The sequence below is a fragment of the Corynebacterium belfantii genome (assembly GCF_041898185.1).
GTDB classification, from domain to species: domain Bacteria; phylum Actinomycetota; class Actinomycetes; order Mycobacteriales; family Mycobacteriaceae; genus Corynebacterium; species Corynebacterium belfantii.
In genome coordinates this window covers 1,890,902-1,910,794 of record NZ_CP157823.1, presented here as the reverse complement: position 1 = coordinate 1,910,794, position 19,893 = coordinate 1,890,902, and the positions used below count along the sequence as shown (strand labels likewise).

Here is a 19,893-nt window from a genome sequence, read left to right as displayed (position 1 = left end):
TCTCGCTCAAGGTGCTGCTTCTCGAGCGCGCAACGAGGGATTTTATCTACCGTCCGCCAAGTTCGCCACCGACACCTGATCAAAGTTGAAATCGAAATCGTGATCCTGCCTAACGAGCCCACCCCCATAACCGCCACAGCCCCACGGAAAATTTACCGCACAGACATTGACGGCCTGCGAGGTCTTGCCATTGCACTCGTTGTGATTTTCCACTGTTTTGTCGGGCGAGTTTCCTCCGGTGTGGACGTATTCCTATTTATCGGAGGCTACTTCTTTTTTAGCTCCCAGCTGAAAAACGCTCTTTCTGAGCAAGGAACCTCCTTTGTTTCTGCCGTGGTACGAATTATGCGGCGCCTATTCCCAGCGCTGTTAACAGTCACACTTGCCACGATGCTGCTCGCATTAGCGCTATTTTCCAAGGCACGATGGAAGCACGTAGGAGAAGATGCCATCGCATCGCTGCTCTACGTTCAAAATCTCAACTTAGCTAGCGACGGCCAAGACTATGCGGCGATTGGCCGTGACGTGAGCATTTACCAACACATCTGGTCGATGTCTGCCCAACTCCAGATTTATTTGGCTAGCCTTATTGTCATCGCTGCATTTGGGTGGCTGTGGCGTAGCGCGATCAAAGGGAAAAATTCCACAGCGCAGGCGATTATGGCAATTATTTTGGCGGCGGCAACACTGTCGAGCTTTGCTTACGCTGGGTACTTGCATCAGATCAATCAAGGGCTTAACTACTATTCGCCATTGAGCCGTTTCTGGGAAATCGGCCTAGGCGGACTATTCGGTATGTTTCTCGGGCTTAAGAAGGTCCGCACTGTGGCTCAGGGGAGTGCGTGCTGGTGGCAACTTCCCACAGGGATAGTTGGTATTGCAGCAATTCTCTTTACTGGTTTGTTTCTCAACGGAAGCCAAGAATTCCCAGGACCGCTAACGCTTATCCCGTTGGCTGGTGCGGCGCTGGTTATCGTCGCCGGCACAAATCCTACGCGGTGGAGCGTTACCACTGTGCTGGATATGCCAGTCTTCCAGTTCTTGGGGCGTATTTCTTACAGCCTTTACCTGTGGCACTGGCCATTGTTGGTTATTGCTACGCGATACTTTTCTTCGGGCCCAAGCAACGGTGAGGCTCAAGGCATGGGTATTACTCGTACTTTGGGTATCCAAAAAGGCATCGTGGTGGGTGTGAGCGTTATCGTGTTGTCGATGCTTTTGGCATGGTGCACTTTGCGATGGGTGGAGTCTCCCTTGCGTGGAAAAGTGAAAGAACCACGAACAGCCGTGTTTGTTTTCCCCAGTAGGTCGATGCTGGCCCAGCTGGGCGGAACTGTCATTGTGACCGTGCTGACGCTGACTCTTGCTCAGCAAATTCAAGAATTACGTCCGAGTGCTTCGGCGCAGAAATTCACCGGTGAGCCGAGCGTGGTATTTCCTGGTCCCTATGCATTTTTGATTAATGCAGATGCGCCTGAAGTTCCGCCAGTACCCGATGCAGCTAACACAGCGGAGTCCATGTATCCACCCACTGATCGTGATCAGTGCTCTTCGCTTTACGACAGCTCCGAGCTGGTGCTTACCCACGGCCGAAATACAAAAACAGAAGAATGTGCGTTTGGCGATGCCACAGCATCTCGAACGATGTACCTCTATGGCAGCTCGCATGCAGAGCATCATCTCCCTGCGCTGGACATTATTGGTCGTCGACAAGGCATCAAGGTTATCCCGTTGATCAAAATGGGTTGTTACCCAGGGTTGAGCCTGCCGCGAAAAGATGGCCAACCTTATCCGGAATGCGCCGAGTGGCAAGAAAAAGCTATGCAGCACATGATCGACAACCCGCCGACTGACGGCGTCTTTATGATCAACACTTTGCCGCATTTTGGATTTATGAATAACGGAATTGTTCCTGATGACAAAGCAGAAGTCGTTCCACCACAATTCGAATCAGTGGCGCGACGATTGAGCTCCAATAGCATTCACATTTGGGGTCTACGTGATACTCCATATCCGCGTGACGAAAAAGGCCAGCTGGATGTTCGTCTCTGCGTCTCCGACGGGTTTTACCAGCCAGGTAACACTAAAAATGACTGCGGTATGAGTCGAAGCGATGCACTGGCCGAAATAAATCCCGCAATCGACGCATACCAAGGAATCGAGATCACTAATCTCGATCTGACCAATGGTCTGTGTAACGAAGAGCGGTGCCCAGGCGTGATCGGCAACATGTTGGTGTACCGCGATTCCTCCCATATTACGAACGTCTATTCCGAAGCATTGGCAGGGGAGCTAGAACGACAAATGTTCGGCACCGCACTGCCGGAATTAGGCGGGCAGTGGTAGCCGAACATAAAGTGAAAGGAAGCGGGCGTTAGCTCAATTCAGCGGCGCCGAAGGAGACGTTGAAGTCATCGCACCACAGCACGATTGAGGTCCACTCGTCGAAGTTGACGTCGTCAGGCAGCACGTAAACCTGGTTGCCTACGTTGCCCTTAATCGGTGCAACATCAAAGTGCTCGTGATCCTTGGCAACGAACCAGCCGTCCTTGCCTGGAATGACAGGCGCCTTGCTCAACCACACGTGAACGTCAGGTCCGTTCGATGTAGCCAAATCGGTCAATACCAGTTTCTTTTTGCCATCGGTATCCACGATCAAGGTTGCGGTTCCGGAAGTCTCGTGTTCGTGAGATATGAACTGACCTTGCCTAGACTCAGCTTTAGGCGGGGCCATAGCCTCCGGCTCGGTTGGCTGAGCGGGTGTCATCGTCGCGTGCGCAGCAACGGCGGCCGGAATCTCATCATCGACGTGCTTATCGACGAACAACAACCATGGCTTAAACACAATCAACGCTACGACGAACAACACCGTAAAGACGCTGATAACACCAGCGACAGCTTTTTTATTCTTGATAAAAAAAGAATTCAACGCGGCCATTTTAATATCTCTTTTCTTTCCACCGAGGCCAATAGTTTTGCTCGGTAACGATGCTTACATTGAATACTTCGGAGCACTCATTACAATCGGATTGCTCAATTTTTAACGGCGAAGAAACATGGCAAAGAAACCACCAAAAATAGCCATAAGACCTGCGGTAACAGTCATCAAGATTCTCCACAACGAGCTAGACGATTTCTTCTCTGTGCCTGGTGTAGGTGTTCCAATATCGTGTTTTTGTTGCGTGCCTGGTGTGTTCATCGGAGCGGCAGGGGCAGCAGACTGCTGGTTCATAGTTTCAGGGAGCTGGGGGAGCTTGTCGATCTCTTTTTCAGCGTCTGCAAGTGCCGAATAGGTGGGTGCTTGGGTGATTTTTACACGAAGAGTTTGTTTCGCGGCTTGATCGGTAGAAGGGGCGCTATCCAGCTTGGATTCGATAGATTTCTTCTTGGCCTCAAACTTAGCGGGATCGTTAGCAACGATTGCGTATTGTGCAAACTTGAAATCAGTAGGAGACAACCTTGAATACGATGGTTCTTCGTAAGTGCTGCCATCACGATCAATAGCGTAGGTGAAAGTTCCTGCCTTAATTCCATTTTGTGGCTGCCACTTTGCACGTCCTACAGCTCCAGATTTTTCTGGGTTACCTATCCCTGCGATAAATTGACCTTTATTAGTTTTATCGTTTTCCTCTGGGTTGGAGTATCCCACAAGAAATTGGCACGAATTCACTTTATCTCTGAAGTCATTCCACGCAGCTTGAGGTGTTTCTGTTTCTCTATATGTTTGAACAAGAACGTAGTCAACGAGGTCGGCCACAAGTCCGACTTGGTATTTTTCGCTGTCGGAGGGGGTATCGAAAATTAGATATTTATAATTTGGATCATTTTGGGAGCGTCCCCTATTTTCGATAGCTTGAGGCCCTGCGATTTCTGAAAGAGCAGTCATCATGTGGCGAAGCTGCCACTTTTATTTATCGATTTGTGTAGATCGTGATCTTCCATATCAATGTCGAGGCCATCCAAATTATTGGCAGTCACAAATTGTGAGTAAATTTCGCGGGCAGCATCCCGATAACCGCGAGAGGGTTCGTTATATTTTTCGTGCAACCCTTTTTCAGTGGCTTTTTTTAAAAGCGTAGAGACGTCAATTGTTGAGGGTGTCAGGTGTTTTGTGTGTGAGGCTCTGATCCAGAAGGAGTTTCACTGATAATGACTACCGTGTCACCGAGGAAAGGTCATGACCCGAACAGGGTCAACGAGATCAGCACTAAGCTGATGGAAAATCCGGAAATCGCCGAACTGATCGGCGAGTTGTCGACTTCCACCGATGATGCCAGCGACCTGGTCAAAGGTCTTTTGCAGGCATCGATCAACGCTGGTCTGCAGGCTGAAATGGACGCGCATCTGGGATACGCGCACTCTGATCGTACGGCGAAAGCCCAGCTGGGCACCCCGGATGGTGGCAATCACCGCAACGGGTCGTACACCAAAACCGTCAACTCTGGCTACGGCACCTTTGATGTGACTATGCCCCGGGATCGAGCTGGCACGTTTACGCCGCGGATGCTGCCTAAAGGCACCCGCCGTCTGACGGAGCTTGATGACATGATCATCTCCCTGTACGCCGGTGGGATGACCGTGCGCGATATTTGCCACCACCTCGCCACCACCCTCGGGGTGGATATGAGCCCAGATACGATCAGCACCATTACCGACGCGGTGTTAGAAGAGGTCATGATCTGGCAAAACCGCCAGCTCGACGAGTTCTACCCAGTGATCTTCCTCGACGCGCTGCGAGTGAAGATCCGCGATGGCCACCGCGTGGTCAACAAGGCCTGTTATATGGCGGTAGGCGTCGACATGGACGGCATCAAGCACATCCTGGGATTGTGGATCGCAGACAATGAAGGCGCCAGTTTTTGGGCATCCGTGTGCGCTGACCTTGCCAACCGTGGGGTCCAAGACGTGTTCATCGTCTGCTGCGACGGGCTCAAAGGCCTGCCGGAAGCCGTGGAGGCAACCTGGCCGAATTCCATGGTGCAGACCTGTATCGTGCACCTGATCCGGGCGGCCAACAGGTGGGTGTCCTACCAAGACCGCAAACCCGTATCAAGTGCGCTACGGGAGGTCTACACCGCACCGACCGAGGACACCGCCCGCGCCGCCCTGGACGCATTCGAGGCCAGTGAACTGGGCCGTAAATACCCGCAATCGGTCAAAGTCTGGCGCGACGCCTGGGACCGGTTTGTGCCATTTTTGCAGTTCCCGCCTGCGGCACGGCGGGTACTCTACACCACGAATTCGATCGAATCGCTGAATGCTGAGCTGCGGAAAGCCACCCGCAACCGCGGCCAGTTCCCGAACGATACCGCGGCGCTGAAAACGCTGTGGCTGATGATCTGCAACATCGAGGACAAGCGCGCTGCCCAGCGAGCGAAGAAAGCCAAGCGCGAGATCGAATGCAACGGCTATATTGAAGGAGCGAAAGCCACCGGGTGGAAACAAGCCATCAACCAACTAGCCGTGGCTTACCCCGACCGATTCGCGGACTACTTGTAAACCAAGCCCCCCCGCACACAAACAATCGGACACTCTCCAATTGTTCGGACTACCTTAATATTGCGCTCTTTTAATGAAGGGTGGTACTCATTCTTAAAAGTAGCCCAAAAATTAGCATCATCTTTAAAATTGCTTGGTACATGGAAAAGGGAGACGAAATTTACTCCTTCTGGTAAATCAGTCAGCTTGACTTGAGGCTGAAGTAAAGGAGACTCGTCATCCTTTAAGGTGATTGCCTTATCTCGCCAAGTTCGGTAGTACGCAAAAAATATGGGATCGGAATCGCATGTCGATTTTGGTCCAACTTCCTTAGCCCTGCCAGGGCTTTGAGGGAAAGGTTGGCTGTCTGAGATGCTAACCGCCTCCGCAGCAGGCACTGCAAAGCTAGAGGCGATCATTGTGGTGGCCAAGCCTGCGGAGAGGAGATGTTTTCCCCAGCGTGCGGAGTTGATCATGGGCAGTTCTTTCTATGTCGGATAAAGATTCACTTAGTCAAATCTTTATAATTAATTGGCAATCTTAGTAAAAATATATACTAAATTGCTAATTAGTTCTGCGTTGCAAAATATCACGGTGAGTCGTGGGAATAATCTGAAAATATCGATTGAGGAAACGAAAACACCGTAGAACTTCCGCTAATAGTGAAGAAGTTCTACGGTGTTCAACCGAGCTATTATTTAAGCTTTGGTTGGGTCGGTGAGGTTGAAACGCTGCGCTGCATCGGCTGCAACGCTGCGATCAATCTTGCCTTGCTTTACCAAGCCGTTCAGTGCTGCAACAACAACGGACTCGGCGTCGATGTTGAAGAAGCGACGGGCGGCTGGGCGGGTATCGGAGAAGCCGAAGCCGTCGGCGCCCAAGGTGGTGTAGTCGCCTGGAACAAAGCGGCGGATCTGTTCTTGCAGATCGGTAGCAAAATCGGAAACGGCGATGTACGGTCCGGAGCCCTTCTTGAGCTGGGTGGTGGCAAACGCCTCTTCCTGCTCAATTCCTGGGTTGCGCAGTGCCTCACGCTCCTTGGCGTGTCCTTCGCGTGCCAACTCTACCCAAGAGGTAACCGAGAAGATGTTAGCGCCGATGTTGAACTCGTCGCGAAGAATCTCTTTGGCGTGCAGTGCTTGTTGCATACCAATGCCGGACGCCAAGAGGGACACCTCGTGCTCGCCACCGTCGGCCTTTTCGTATAGGTAAACGCCCTTGTGCAGGCCCTCAACGTCCAAGTCCTCTGGCTCAGCCGGCTGTGAAATTGGCTCGTTGTAGATGGTGAGGTAGTACATCACGTCCTCACCGCGGCCTGGGCCGTACATGCGGTCGATACCTTCGCGCAGAAGGTGGGCAATCTCGTAGGAGAATGCTGGGTCGTAAGAAACGACCGCTGGGTTGGTCGAGGCCAAGATCTGGGAGTGGCCATCCATGTGCTGGAGACCTTCGCCTGTCAAGGTTGTACGACCGGCGGTTGCGCCCAGGATGAAGCCACGTGCCATTTGATCGCCTGCGGCCCAGAAGGAATCGCCGGTGCGCTGGAAACCGAACATTGAGTAGAAGATGTACAGCGGGATCATGGCTTCGCCGTGGGTGGCGTAGGACGTAGCTGCAGCAATGAAGGAAGCGGTAGATCCGGCTTCGTTTATGCCCTCGTGGAGGATTTGGCCGTCCTTGGCCTCACGGTAGGAAAGCATGAGGTCATGGTCTACTGGCACATAGTTTTGACCATGTGGGTTGTAGATCTTCATGGTTGGGAACCACGAGTCCATGCCGAAGGTACGTGCCTCGTCAGGGATGATCGGGACGATGCGCTTGCCCAGCTCTGGGTCGCGCATGAGTTCCTTGAAGGCGCGAACCACGGCCATGGTGGTGGCGACTTGCTGCTTGCCGGAGCCTTTACGGAGGCTGCGGAGCTTGTCGAGCTCGGGGACATGCAGCGGGGTGTAGGATTCGCGACGCTCCGGTACGAATCCGCCCAAAGACTTACGACGCTCCAAGAGGTACTTGATCTCTGGGGCATCCTCGCCTGGGTGGTAGTACGGAGGAAGATATGGATCCTTTTCCAATTCTTCGTCGGTAATTGGTACGCCTTGCTTATCGCGGAACTGCTTGAGATCGTCCAAAGTGAGCTTCTTCATCTGGTGGGTGGCATTGCGGCCCTCGAAGTTGTGGCCCAAGCCGTAGCCCTTAATGGTGTGAGCAAGAATCACGGTTGGGCGATCCTTTGTCTCAAGCGCGCGCTGGAATGCGGCGTAGATCTTGCGGTAGTCGTGACCACCGCGGCGCAGCTTCCAGATGTCTTCATCCGACCAGTCTTCGACGAGTTTGGCGGTGCGTGGATCGCGGTTGAAGAAGTGCTCGCGCACGTAGGCGCCGTCGTTAGCCTTAAAAGTCTGGAAGTCACCATCAGAGGTGGTGTTCATGAGGTCAACGAGAGCGCCATCTTTATCGGCTTCGAAGAGTTGATCCCACTCGCGTCCCCAAACAACCTTAATAACAGACCAGCCGGCGCCGCGGAAGAAGGACTCCAGCTCTTGAATGATCTTGGTGTTACCGCGAACAGGACCGTCGAGGCGCTGCAAGTTGCAGTTAACAACGAATGTCAGGTTGTCCAAGTTATTCAACGCTGCCATCTGAATGAGGCCGCGAGATTCTGGCTCATCCATTTCGCCGTCGCCAAGGAACGCCCAGACGTGCTGTTGTGAGGTGTCCTTGATACCGCGGTTGTGAAGGTAGCGGTTAAAGCGTGCTTGGTAAATAGCGTCCATTGGGCCGAGGCCCATTGACACGGTCGGGAACTCCCAGAAGTCCTTCATGCCGTGAGGGTGGGGGTAGGAGGGGAGTCCACCCTGTGGGCGCGATACTTCTTGACGGAAGCCGTCGAGATCGTCTTCGGTCAGGCGACCTTCCATGAAGGCGCGGGCATACATTCCTGGGGAAGCGTGGCCTTGGAAGAACACATGGTCGCCACCGCCTGGGTGATCCTTGCCGCGGAAGAAGTGGTTGAAACCGACTTCATACAGTGGCGCTGCGCCAGCGTAGGTGGAGATGTGTCCACCTACACCAATGCTTGGGCGCTGGGCGCGGTGAACCATGATGGCAGCATTCCAGCGGATCCAACGACGGTAGCGTTTCTCAATTTCCTCGTCACCGGGGAATTCAGGTTCCATCGTGGTGGGGATGGTGTTGACAAAGTCTGTCGACGTCATCGGTGGTAGTGGAACGCGACGGGCCGAAGCGCGCTCGAGGAGACGCAGCATTAGGAATCGGGCACGATCGGGACTGGAACCCTCGAGCATGCCATCGAGAGATTCCATCCATTCGCGAGTCTCTTCTGGGTCGGCGTCGTTGAGATATGAAGCAACACCGTCGCGGATCATCGCGAAGTTGCTGTCTTCAGGGCGCATACCCTCATTGGGGTCTGACATTCGCCACCTCCATAGTTGTACGTGTCGTGTGGGTGTTGGCCACGAATGGGTGAGTACTCCAAACATGGTGACAACACCACAGGTTTTACTACAGGATACTGTGATTGCCCCCGTCGTGTTGTTTTCTGGGGGAACTGTTCTCCCTATCACGGTGCAAAATTGCGGAGATTACACAATAAAAGCGGTAAAACTGCTGGAATAGCTGTAAAGTCCTTAGACGATGAACGCTCAAGAATTCAAGGAGAAAAAAACTGAGACGACTGGAGCTCACCACGCTCAGCGTCTTGGCATCGCAGCCGACATGACCGTCCAAGAAGTTGGATGGGACGAGGATTGCGACAGCACAATCAGCGAAGCCATCGAAGATATCATCGGCGAGGAGCTTCTCGACGAAGAAACCGACGAGGCTTGCGACGTAGTCCTGCTGTGGTGGCGGTCTGACGATGGCGATTTGGTCGATGGTCTTGTTGACTCCATCCGTCCGCTGGCAGACAATGGTCGTATTTGGCTGCTCACCCCAGGGGCCGGCAAACAGGGCGCCCTTGACCCCGGTGAAATTTCTGAATCTGCTCAGTTGGCCGGTTTGGTGCAAACAAAGGCCGAACGTCTCGGTGCTTGGCAAGGCTCTTGCCTTGTGCAAAGGGGTAATAAGCAGTAGTTTTTCTTTTCTGACGTGTTGTGTGTTAGAGTTTCTTCCGTTGCCAAGACAGTCACTGGAAACAAGTGGTTATAGTTTTGATAACGGTCTGCGCCTTTAGCTCAGCTGGGAGAGCAGCTGGTTTACACCCAGCAGGTCGGCGGTTCGATCCCGTCAGGGCGCACAATGGTTGCAAGAGCACCTCCTCACACACTGTGGGGAGGTGCTCTTCGTATTTGGGAGAATGGTTATGCTCGCAGGTCTTGTATCCGGAGTAGTACTCGATCGTATCGTTGGTGATCCAGGGGGATCGCTGCATCCTGTTGCAGTGTTTGGCCGATGGGCTACGCGGGTGGAAAAGAAAATCTATGCGCCATCGAAACTCCGTGGTGCGATCTACGTTGCCGTTACGGTGGTGCCACCGACCGCTGCCGCTGTGATGATAGGCAAGAAATATCCTAATGCGGCTTTAGCTGCAAGCTTGGTGGCAGCTGTTGGCGGCAGCACACTGGAAAATACCGGAATCCGGATGGCACGTGCCTTAGAACGCGATGATATAGAAGCTGCGAGGGATCTGGTGCCGTGGTTGTGCTCACGGGATCCAAAGTATTTGGATGAATCAGGCATAGTGCGTGCCACTGTCGAATCATTGGCAGAAAATACGTCAGACTCCACGATTGCCCCCGTCGTGTGGGCGGCGTTAGGTGCTGGTGGGGTAGTGGCACATCGTTGTGTCAACACCCTTGACGCTATGGTTGGATACAAAAACGACCGTTATTCTGAATTCGGGTGGGCTGCAGCCAAACTTGATGACGCCATGGCGTGGGTGCCAGCACGGCTGACTGCGGTGGCGCATGTGGGTGTGGCCGCAATGCGGGGGCGTAGTCGCGCCGCTCTACGCGCTTGGCGTGTTGACGCACCCCATCACCCGAGCCCGAACGCAGGGCCAGTAGAAGCGACGGCAGCTGCTGCGCTAGGGGTCACATTAGGCGGTGAGACTCGCTACTCCTATGGCATAGAAAAACGGCCGACACTAGGTGTCGGCCCGTCGCCAAGCGTGGCGACGATACGTCAGGCAGTTCGGTTATCGCGCGGTGTACAAGCTGCAGCGACGGTTGCTATCGCCGGACTGATGCTGTGGCGATGCTACTGATTATGCCGTGAGCTACCGTAACGATTACGCATTTTTGTTGCCACTCGATCTTCTGGAGTCTCTGGTTCAGCCGCCGCGGCAAGCTGGGCCATGTGCTCTTCTTCCTCACGGCTGCGACGACGCTCACGAATCTCAGCCCACACAAAATAAGCAACTCCAAGAGGTGCCATAATTCCAAACGCAATCCACTGCAGGCCGTAGGAAAGGTGATTGCCGCGGTCGAGCTGTGGAATAGGCATGGCGTTGAGCACACCAGGTTGGTCCTGTGAAAGCTGCGCGAAATCAGTGCCAAGAGTTGTATGCGTGATCTCACCAATTTGTGTGGTGTTAATGCCGTAGACCTGCTGGTAACCATGAGCTGTCATAGGAGCACTGGCAGGCATTCCTTCGTTGGCACGCGCATGCGCCACGATAGTGACCGTTCCAGTAGGAATAGCTGCTAACTCCGGAACGTTGGCGGCATCACCTGGAACAAAGCCACGGTGGATGAGCAGGGATTCACCGCTTTCAAGAGTAAACGGCACTAAAGACTGATACGCGGGGGTGCCTTCTACAGGACGCATGCGCAGAAGCACTTCATTGTTTGCGTCGAAACGCCCTTTAAGCGACACCCGCATCCATTCTTGGCCGTCTTTAATACGTCCCTGTGCATCGTAGACAGACTGATAAGAGGCAGGGTCGGACTTGAAAGCGTCATCAATTTTCTCGTTACGCTCCACGATGACATGGTCTTTGCCCAACTGCCACGGAGACAACACCGTGATAGCAAAGTAAGAAAAAGCAATAGCAAGTACCGCGGTGAGAACCCACCCAGGGGTAAGAAACACCTTCCAGCCGGTGGCAGTTGTGTGCGTCCTAGGCATGAACGGCCTCCCGAAGCCAATCCATCAGACCTGGCATAGCTGCCTCGATATCACGGCGGGTGGTTTTAAAATCAGCGGCGGTGCCATAGTAAGGATCCGCAACATCTGGAGTATGAGAATCCGGATTAAAAGACTGCAATAATCGCACCTTTTCTGCTGGATAGCCCATTCGCAAAAGCGCATTGCGATGGGAAGAATCCAACGCAATAAGCAGGTCAGAACTCCTATGCTGGTCACCGAGTTGGCTTGCTCGGTGATGCGTGCCATCGTAGCCCGAGGCGCGCAGTTCGTTGATTGCTCGAGAATCAGCCTCTTGGCCCACATGCCACCCACCAGTACCGCAGGAATTAGCACGAATAGCGTGGCTTAACCCTTCGTCTTCTAAAACGCTTGTGCAGATCACCTCGGCCATCGGAGAACGGCAAATATTGCCGGTGCATACAAAAGTGATCACAAAAGCTGGATTACTGGAGTTATCAGTTGAAGAAGTCACGTACGATTCCTTTCGCCTCCGCCATATTACGTGCATGATAATCCGCTTGGAACCACTCTTGCTCGTTACCGTAGCCCCATGTGACCAGCATCGTCGGAATCCCAAAAGCTGCAGCACCCTCGGTGTCATGACTACGATCGCCGATCATCAAAATAGGGGAGTGCTCATAAGTCTCAGTCGTAGCTAAAACGTGCGCAATCACATCTGCCTTAGTCTCACGTCCCACCGTGGGGTCTGCGCCACCAATGAAGTCAAACAAGTCGGCAACGCCTAAGTATTCAAGGGTAAGTTGTGCCAAGTGCTCGTTTTTACTCGTTGCGGTAAACAATCGAATACCTTGAGATCGCCATTCACTAAGAGCGTCATACCAGCCGTCGAAAAGCTGAGAGTTACGCCAAGAAATCTGATCGTATTGCTGCCTAAAACATGCCAATGCAGCTGCTGTAACTGAATCGGATTGCCCAAGCGCGCGCATAGTTTCTGCCATCGGTGGGCCGGGGATACGGCGCAGCCACGATTCCTCCGGAACCGGAATACCCACCGTTGTCATCGAGTGAATAAAAGCCTCACGGATACCGGGATAGGAATCAACCACAGTCCCGTCAACATCGATTAATAGAGTTCCCACACCCAGTAGTCTCCCACTAAAATCAACGCAGTGTCACTTTCTAGGATTCACGGCGACGACGATGCCTTTGGGGCCCGTCTCGACTTTGCCGTCAACGTTGCCGAGGCCCAACCACCTACATGGCTCATTCAACGTCTACAATCTGCCGTTTCTGATCTAGCCGCCTATCCGCATTCCAGCGATCTAGCAGTAGCGACCGCTATGATCGCCCGCTACCACGGAGTGAGTGAAGACCACGTACTCGTACTATCGGGAGTATCAGAAGGCTTCGCCATGTTGCCGCAGCTAAAGCCTGAAAACGCGGTGATTATCCATCCAGGTTTTAGCGAACCAGACATCGTCTTAACCGACGCCCACATCCCTGTTCATCGCTGCATCTTGGCGCCCCCATTCGAGCTTTCTTTTGAAAAAATCCCCGCCAACGCAGACCTCGTGGTTATCGGTAACCCCACCAATCCCACAGGAGTTGTACACAGCAAAGAACTCCTCGCTCAATTATGCGCGCTGGGGCGTACCGTGGTGATCGACGAGGCATTTTTGGACATCGTCGGCGAACAGTACTCGATGATCGATCAACTTGATGCGGTGGAAGGTGAACTCATTATCTTCCGCAGTCTGACAAAGACGTGGTCAATCGCGGGGCTTCGAGTAGGCTACGCCATTGCCCGTCCGGAAACACTTGCGCGCTTAAGTGCGTATCGACGCCACTGGCCCATGGGTACCCTGCAGCTTCGGGCCATTGAGGCAGTTTTTGACACCGGTATTATGCAGTTGCCTGAGCGACGAACAGAGATGATAGCGCAGCGTACCGAGATGATTGAGATGTTGACCAACAGTGGCTTTAGGTGTGTGAGCAGCTCTCAAGCCCCGTATATCTTGATGCGACCGCCTTGCACGCAACCAGAAAAGCTACGAATGGCGTTAAAAGCTCAAGGAATCGCTGTTCGCCGATGCGATACTTTCCCAGGACTCGATTTTTCCTATTGGCGCCTTGCGGTGCGTCCTCGTGACCAAGTACAACGGCTACTAACTGCTATCGACAACATTATTGGAGTAAAGAAGTAACGATGATCACCGTTTCAGATGTAAGAAAAGTAATGGATCGTGCGTATCCACCATACCTCGCGGAATCTTGGGATGCAGTAGGCCTTATCTGCGGTGATCCTGCTGCGCCAGTATCCAAGGTGATGCTTGCCCTTGACTGCACTCAAGAAGTTGCTGATAAGGCAGTTGATATCGGTGCCGATATGCTGATCGTGCACCACCCATTATTACTGCGGGGAGTGAGCTCGGTTGCTGCCGATACCCCTAAAGGCAAGGTTATTCACACACTGATTACTGGTGGGGTGGCATTGTTTGCAGCCCATACCAATGCGGATTCGGCACGACCAGGTGTTAATGACAAATTAGCTGAGTTAGTGGGAACTACCCCAGGTAGGCCGGTGAAGCCCATTCTTAAAGGCCTTGATAAATGGGGAATTTATGTACCGGAATCTGCTGCACAAAGTGTAAAAGACGCTGTTTTTGAAGCAGGGGCGGGTGCTATCGGGGATTATTCCCAGTGCAGTTTTGAATGGAAAGGTACTGGACAATTTCTACCGCATCATAACGCGCAGCCTGTAGTAGGACATCCAAGACAACTTGAGCGCACCGAAGAACTACGGGTTGAGTTCGTGGCACCGGCGCGTCTTCGCACCACGCTTATCGACGCTATCCGAGCAGCGCACCCCTATGAGGAACCGGCATTTGATGTGGTGAGCATGCAATCAACTCAAGATCTTGAGACGGCTGAAGGACTTGGGCGAGTTGGCACTTTGCCGGAGCCAATGCGTTTTGGTGACTTTGTGCAGCAGGTAGCTGATGCGCTTCCGGAGACATCGTGGGGGATTAGGGCAGCCGGTGATCCTGAGCAGATGGTGCACACCGTTGCGGTTTCCTCTGGTTCCGGTGATTCCTTCCTAGACGCGGTTGCAGCCCTAGGTGTTGACGTCTATGTCACGTCCGATCTACGGCACCATCCTGCTGATGAGTCGCGACGTGCTCAAGGTCCGTTGCTGATTGATACCGCGCACTGGGCGAGCGAGTTCCCGTGGACGTATCAAGTTCAAGAACTGTTGGCACAAGAGTTTGCGCAGCTCGATGTCGAAGTTGCTACTTTGCGTACGGATCCTTGGAATATCTCTGCACATCCGCAACTTCGTTAAACCACGTGGGTGGGACTAGTATGCAACAGGAAAACTCAACAATGAGGCTCGCACGAATACGTGAAGATGAGGAATTCTGATGAAGCTGGATCGCCACCTACAACCCCTATTGCTGGAGCTTGCAACGCTCACTCGGGCCGAGAACTCGGGGGTAGCTCCCAAGGTAAGCGACGAGCGCAAGGAACTCGATCGACTGCTGGCGGAGCAAGAGGGTAATCGCCGTGCGCTTACAGCAGCCAACGTCGCCGTTGATGACATGGAGCTCGAGATCCGTCGTGTTCAAGAAGACGAGCGCAAACTGAGGCGTCGTGAAGCAGAAGGTAAGCGCCAGCTTGCGGCGGAGGTCGACGAAGAAAAACGACGCGATATCAAGTACGACATTTATGCCGCTAAGTCGCGTATTGCGGATCTCATGAGTGAATTACAAGAAGCACACAACGAGATCCACGCTTTGCGCAACAACCGCGACCTCAACCAACAACGCGTGAGCGATACTGAAGCGCGTATTGATAAAGCCCGTGCAGCCGTGGATGCCTTGGGTGAGGACACTACCGCCGCTGATCGACATGAGCGCATTGAAACCCTTCGCTTGGAATTACCTAGTGTTGTGGTAACTCAATTTGATGAGCAGCGCGATGAAAACGAAGTCGGCGTAGCCTCGTTTAATAACCGCAGCTGTGGCGGATGCTTTATCATCTTGCCGCCGGCAGATATTTCTATCATTCGTCGTGCGCCAATGAACGTCTTGCCACAATGCCCAGACTGCGGAAGCTACTTGGTACGTCAAGGAGATTAATGAAGGTCATCATCGAGGCAGACGGCGGTTCCCGAGGAAACCCCGGAATCGCTGGATCCGGCACGCTTATCTACAACGCCGATCGCTCCCAAGTTCTCAAGGAATACTCCTATGTGGTGGGTAAAGCTACCAATAACGTAGCGGAATACCATGGCCTGCTCAACGGGCTACGTGGAGCAGCGGAACTCGGAGCCACCGAAGTATCGGTTCGGATGGATTCCAAGCTAGTTGTTGAGCAAATGTCGGGGCGGTGGAAGATCAAGCACCCAGACATGAAAGAACTGGCGCTGGAGTGTAAGAAAGTTGCCTCGTCGATAGGTTCCGTAATCTACGAATGGATTCCGAGAAGCGAAAACTCTCATGCGGATGCACTTGCAAATAAAGCGATGGATGCTCTTGCTGAAGGCGCTGCAGTTGGATTTCTTGAATTAGAAGAACCTGCAGCGAAGACTGCTTCTGAAGAAAAGGTAGTCGAAACCAGAACATCTCCTGCGGTGTGGAATGGGGCGACTACCCAGGCGACGCGTTTCGTTTTGCTTCGCCACGGTCAAACAGCGATGTCGGCGGCTCGCCAATATAGCGGTAGGAGTAACCCCGAGCTCACCAGTGTTGGCCTTGAACAGGCGCGCCGGGCTGCGGCATTTATTGGTCGTCGTGGCGGAATCGATGCGATCGTGGCCTCGCCTTTGCAGCGTTGCCAGCAGACCGCCCATGAAGTCTCTGAACAACTGGGGAATATGCCAGTGCGCACTATTGATGGCCTGATTGAGATGGATTTTGGTCAGTGGGATGGACTGTCGTTTTCTCAGGCACACGAGGCTGATCCGAAACTTCATAGCGCGTGGTTAGATGACCCGCGAACCGCACCACCAGCTGGAGAATCTTTACAGCAAGTTCACCGCAGGGTGAAGAAAGTTCGTGAAGAATTAGAACGCGAATATGCTGGTAAAACCATCGTCGTGGTAAGTCACGTGACTCCGATTAAATCCATTTTGCGTCAAGCTTTGGATGCCTCCGCGTCGATGTTTCATCGTATGCATTTGGATTTGGCGTCTATTTCGGTCGCTGAGTTTTACTCCGATGGGCCAACATGCGTGCGAAACGTGAACGATACGCATTATCTCTACGGGTAGCCGGAAAAAGAACTCAACCATGTTGACAAGTCAACGTGGTTGAGTATTGTGGCAGCCAATCAACTTCTTAGAAAACGTGAAAGGTTGCCATCATGGCTAACAACAAGATTGCAAGCATGTTCCTTCGAAGCATTGCAGGTGCCTTTATTCTTAACACCGGCATTGGCAAAATGAACTTCCCAAAGAAAGCGCAGAATACATTCACGGCATGGCAGTAAGCGGTATCCCTGCTGTAAAAACATCGACCCACAGCTTTTTACCAAGGTCATTTCTGCTTCCGAAACCGGCATTGGCGCCTCATTGCTCCTTCCGGTCGTTCCCAACAAACTAGCCGGATTGATGTTGGGTGCCTTCTCCTCAGTCCTGTTGAGCATGTACTTCGGCGAAGAATCCAACACGGAAAAAGACGGCATTCGTCCGTCACAAAGCGGGCTGCCACTTGCTAAGGATTCGTGGCTGTTTGCTATTGCCGGCGCATTGCTCACCATGAAAAAGTAGCGCCTAAGAGCACAATGGGGGTAGAGTAAACCGCGCGGATGAGCCGGCTGGGCGATCGCGACTTTGCGTACCACATGCGATGAACATGGTGGCGCAAGGACGAGGAAAGTCCGGACTCCACAGAGCACGGTGATTGTTAACAACAACCCGGGGTGACCCGCGGGCAAGTGCAACAGAAAGTAAACCGCCTAGAATTTTTCTAGGTAAGGGTGAAACGGTGCGGTAAGAGCGCACCAGCGAGATAGGTGACTATCTCGGCTAGGTAAACCCCACTGGGAGCAAGGCATTAGGGCGTACCGTTGTTTCAGACGGTATGTCTGCACGAACGCTTGAAGGCTGCTCGCCTGAGTTCGTGGGTAGCTGCTTGAGGCGGCCAGTGATGGTTTCGTCCAGATGGATGATCGCCGCTGATCTCCGCTTGTCGGGGGTGAGTACAGAATCCGGCTTATAGGCTGGCTCATTCGTTTTTATACACTGGGGGACATGGCAGCAACGACACGCCGAACGAGTCTGGTTTTAAACATTGCGTCAACGCTGGTAACACTCGTCGTTATCAGCATTGCTATCGGCCGATTTGGCTCTGTGCCTGATCCCATGCCTATTCATTTTGGTGCCAACGGGCAACCTGATGGATTTCAGGCTAAAACATGGGGCGGGTATCTAGCGACCTACTTAATTCTTGGGGCAATATTTCTTGGCTTTCAATGGGGGATGTGGGCGTTTCAGCGCTATGGTGAGGGGCAAACGTTACGCGATAGGTCTTCTAGAGAAGCGACGCTACCGTGGGTGCAGGTTTTCCTCCTTATCGTATTTACCGCTGTCTTTTTTACTCTCTTGGCATCGATGTCCTTTCAGTACTACGCGGCCTGGCTTTTCATTTTTGTGATAGCAGTGACGATTTTGGGCAGCATCGCTATCATCGTTGTTCTTTCTCGGAAACAGCGCGACATTGATAAGAAGCTGCCGCCAACGGCCTATCAGCTAGACAAGATGAAATATGGCTTCTACTTCGATGCTGACGATCAGCGAATACTCATTCCCACGAACGACGATCGCTCACATTTTACGTTCAACCTATCCAAGCCTATGTCGTGGTTTGTCATGGCTGTATTATTTTCCCCAGGCATCCTTGTTGTACTTCTGGTGTGGCTGAACTAATCGCCGATGGAGGGATTCCGTGGCAAAATGGTGCAATGAAACTCTATGCGCACCCCTTGGATTTCTCCGCTATTGCCGAAGAATTTCATATCAGTACTGAATTTCCCAGTGATGTGATTTCTGTTGCCCGCGAACTGGACGATCAATTCGCGGGTCAACGTAGAGACATGCGCGACTACGAGTTTGTCACCATCGATCCTGCCGGTTCCATGGATCTGGATCAAGCAGTAGTCATAACGAACCACAACGATGGTTATACCGTCTACTATGCGATTGCCGACGTTGCAGCTTTCGTAGAATTTGATGCACCTCGCGTGGTGGCAGACGAATCCTTGCGTAGAGGGCAAACAATTTATCTTCCCGACCAGCCAGCTCGGCTGCACCCTGCCGAACTATCCGAAGACCGTGCAAGTTTACTACCGGACTGTGACCGCCCAGCGGTGGTCTGGACAATCAATCTTGACCATGCTGGCGAAGTCGTAGGCGTTGAAGTAACACGTTGCCTTATCTGCAGCGTGCAGCGATTCAACTATCAAGAAGTAGAACACGATATTGCTGCCGGTACATTGCATCCCTCTATCGCGTTGCTCCCTGAGGTCGGACGCCTCCGTGCTGCTACGAAAAGCCGTTCGCAAGCTATCAACTTGCGAATGCCCAGCCAAACGGTAGAAATACGCGACGGAGCAGCGGAACTCGACATCGAAGAGCGTCTGAGCAGTATGGACTACAACTCTGAGCTCTCGTTACTTGCCGGAATGTGTGCTGCAGACATGATGGTTGCCGCAGCGACTGGAGTATTGCGCACGCTTGATGCCCCTGAACAATCAGCTCTTGATGCTTTCCGTTCGGCTGCAGTTTCTTTGGGCTATCCAGAGAATTGTGATCTCAATGAGGTCGATATGAGCGAGCCTCGGTCCTTAGCGCTCATGCGAGAGGCCCAAAAGCTACTCCGTGGGGCAGATTACGAGATTCTGGGAGACGGTCCAGCGCATCAACATGCCGGAGTAGGCGGCTACTACACACATGTCACCGCTCCATTGCGGCGTCTGATCGACCGCTATGCCACCGAGATTTGCCTTTCGATTTCTAACAACACGCCCGTTCCGGAATGGGTAACCAGAAACCTTGAGTCCGTTGTGGCATCCATGCGTTCTAGCAGCTTGACTGCTAGTGCTGTGGATCGAGCATGTCTTGACCTCACAGAAGCAACTGTTTTGCAGCCATGGGTGGGGCACATTTTTCCGGCGGTAGTAATTGATAGCAGTGAGAAAAATAATGCCTGTCGGGTTTTTATTGAAAACCCACCTGTGATCGCTGCATGTGTAGGCGCTGCGCCACGAGGAAAGCAAGTCGACGTTACTGTAATCGAAGCAGATCCCAGCACCAGCAGCGTGCGGTGCGCATGGCCTGCAGACTAG

At 52.9% G+C, this 19,893-nt stretch carries 19 protein-coding genes, 1 tRNA gene and 1 other RNA gene; 14 read left to right on the top strand and 7 right to left on the bottom strand.

What is annotated here, in order from left to right:
- The first annotated feature begins 99 nt into the window (after positions 1-99).
- Entirely contained in the window at positions 100-2,346 is a 2,247-nt protein-coding gene (locus ABMV07_RS09445; protein ID WP_197690802.1) for an acyltransferase family protein, read from the top strand.
- Between the two features lie 28 nt (positions 2,347-2,374).
- On the opposite strand, the gene ABMV07_RS09440 is transcribed toward ABMV07_RS09445, so the two are convergent.
- Together ABMV07_RS09440 and ABMV07_RS09435 are read right to left on the bottom strand one after the other, a co-directional pair.
- Positions 2,375-2,938: a DM13 domain-containing protein gene (locus ABMV07_RS09440; RefSeq protein ID WP_088266792.1), complete on the bottom strand. Its 564-nt coding sequence runs from the start codon at positions 2,936-2,938 to the stop codon at positions 2,375-2,377.
- Between the two features lie 102 nt (positions 2,939-3,040).
- Positions 3,041-3,889: a hypothetical protein gene (locus tag ABMV07_RS09435; protein ID WP_234914270.1), complete on the bottom strand. Its 849-nt coding sequence runs from the start codon at positions 3,887-3,889 to the stop codon at positions 3,041-3,043.
- 260 nt (positions 3,890-4,149) lie between these two features.
- On the opposite strand from ABMV07_RS09435, the gene ABMV07_RS09430 reads away from it, so the two are divergent.
- Positions 4,150-5,499, top strand: a complete 1,350-nt coding sequence (locus ABMV07_RS09430) for an IS256-like element IS1132 family transposase (RefSeq protein ID WP_374064527.1) — start codon at positions 4,150-4,152, stop codon at positions 5,497-5,499.
- Here the strand turns inward: ABMV07_RS09430 and ABMV07_RS09425 are convergent.
- Positions 5,490-5,954 (bottom strand): hypothetical protein, encoded by a 465-nt coding sequence (locus tag ABMV07_RS09425; protein ID WP_374064526.1) that lies wholly within the window; start codon positions 5,952-5,954, stop codon positions 5,490-5,492. The two genes, ABMV07_RS09430 and ABMV07_RS09425, sit on opposite strands and share 10 nt — an antisense overlap.
- Before the next feature lie 222 nt (positions 5,955-6,176).
- Positions 6,177-8,912, bottom strand: coding sequence for a pyruvate dehydrogenase (acetyl-transferring), homodimeric type (gene aceE, locus ABMV07_RS09420; protein ID WP_088266791.1), 2,736 nt, complete (start codon positions 8,910-8,912; stop codon positions 6,177-6,179).
- Positions 8,913-9,132: 220 nt separating this feature from the next.
- On the opposite strand from aceE, the gene ABMV07_RS09415 reads away from it, so the two are divergent.
- From ABMV07_RS09415 to cbiB, 3 genes are all read left to right on the top strand, one after another.
- Positions 9,133-9,570 (top strand): DUF3052 domain-containing protein, encoded by a 438-nt coding sequence (locus tag ABMV07_RS09415; RefSeq protein WP_088266790.1) that lies wholly within the window; start codon positions 9,133-9,135, stop codon positions 9,568-9,570.
- Between the two features lie 90 nt (positions 9,571-9,660).
- Positions 9,661-9,733: transfer RNA gene (locus ABMV07_RS09410), tRNA-Val, on the top strand.
- A gap of 66 nt (positions 9,734-9,799) precedes the next feature.
- The gene (gene cbiB / locus ABMV07_RS09405; RefSeq protein ID WP_088266827.1) at positions 9,800-10,702 is read left to right on the top strand and encodes an adenosylcobinamide-phosphate synthase CbiB; all 903 of its coding nucleotides are present in this window, start codon (positions 9,800-9,802) and stop codon (positions 10,700-10,702) included.
- Here cbiB and ABMV07_RS09400 read toward each other — a convergent pair.
- The 3 genes from ABMV07_RS09400 to ABMV07_RS09390 are packed head-to-tail and all read right to left on the bottom strand — an operon-like array spanning position 10,696 to position 12,686.
- Positions 10,696-11,565 (bottom strand): SURF1 family protein, encoded by an 870-nt coding sequence (locus ABMV07_RS09400; RefSeq protein WP_374064525.1) that lies wholly within the window; start codon positions 11,563-11,565, stop codon positions 10,696-10,698. The genes cbiB and ABMV07_RS09400 overlap by 7 nt on opposite strands.
- Positions 11,558-12,058, bottom strand: coding sequence for a low molecular weight protein-tyrosine-phosphatase (locus ABMV07_RS09395; RefSeq protein ID WP_088266788.1), 501 nt, complete (start codon positions 12,056-12,058; stop codon positions 11,558-11,560). The genes ABMV07_RS09400 and ABMV07_RS09395 overlap by 8 nt, the downstream gene beginning before the upstream one ends.
- Positions 12,042-12,686, bottom strand: coding sequence for an HAD-IA family hydrolase (locus ABMV07_RS09390; protein ID WP_196977523.1), 645 nt, complete (start codon positions 12,684-12,686; stop codon positions 12,042-12,044). The genes ABMV07_RS09395 and ABMV07_RS09390 overlap by 17 nt, the downstream gene beginning before the upstream one ends.
- 30 nt (positions 12,687-12,716) lie before the next feature.
- Between ABMV07_RS09390 and cobC the strand changes: the two genes are divergently transcribed.
- The 9 genes from cobC to ABMV07_RS09345 all read left to right on the top strand — a co-directional run bounded on the left by cobC (position 12,717) and on the right by ABMV07_RS09345 (position 19,893).
- A complete protein-coding gene (gene cobC, locus ABMV07_RS09385; RefSeq protein ID WP_088266786.1) occupies positions 12,717-13,751 on the top strand; it encodes an Rv2231c family pyridoxal phosphate-dependent protein CobC in 1,035 nt (344 codons plus the stop codon).
- A gap of 2 nt (positions 13,752-13,753) precedes the next feature.
- Positions 13,754-14,890 (top strand): Nif3-like dinuclear metal center hexameric protein, encoded by a 1,137-nt coding sequence (locus ABMV07_RS09380; RefSeq protein WP_088266785.1) that lies wholly within the window; start codon positions 13,754-13,756, stop codon positions 14,888-14,890.
- 79 nt (positions 14,891-14,969) lie between these two features.
- Entirely contained in the window at positions 14,970-15,686 is a 717-nt protein-coding gene (locus ABMV07_RS09375; protein WP_088266784.1) for a zinc ribbon domain-containing protein, read from the top strand.
- The gene (locus tag ABMV07_RS09370) at positions 15,686-16,819 is read left to right on the top strand and encodes a bifunctional RNase H/acid phosphatase (protein ID WP_197691734.1); all 1,134 of its coding nucleotides are present in this window, start codon (positions 15,686-15,688) and stop codon (positions 16,817-16,819) included. The genes ABMV07_RS09375 and ABMV07_RS09370 overlap by 1 nt, the downstream gene beginning before the upstream one ends.
- 92 nt (positions 16,820-16,911) lie before the next feature.
- Positions 16,912-17,037: a hypothetical protein gene (locus tag ABMV07_RS09365; protein WP_268841289.1), complete on the top strand. Its 126-nt coding sequence runs from the start codon at positions 16,912-16,914 to the stop codon at positions 17,035-17,037.
- Positions 17,038-17,119: 82 nt separating this feature from the next.
- On the top strand, positions 17,120-17,317 hold the full coding sequence (locus ABMV07_RS09360) for a hypothetical protein (RefSeq protein ID WP_196977530.1): 198 nt from the start codon (positions 17,120-17,122) through the stop codon (positions 17,315-17,317).
- 39 nt (positions 17,318-17,356) lie between these two features.
- Positions 17,357-17,781, top strand: an RNA gene (rnpB, locus tag ABMV07_RS09355) — RNase P RNA component class A.
- Between the two features lie 19 nt (positions 17,782-17,800).
- Positions 17,801-18,475, top strand: a complete 675-nt coding sequence (locus ABMV07_RS09350; RefSeq protein WP_088266782.1) for a DUF1648 domain-containing protein — start codon at positions 17,801-17,803, stop codon at positions 18,473-18,475.
- Positions 18,476-18,510: 35 nt separating this feature from the next.
- Entirely contained in the window at positions 18,511-19,893 is a 1,383-nt protein-coding gene (locus ABMV07_RS09345; protein ID WP_088266826.1) for an RNB domain-containing ribonuclease, read from the top strand.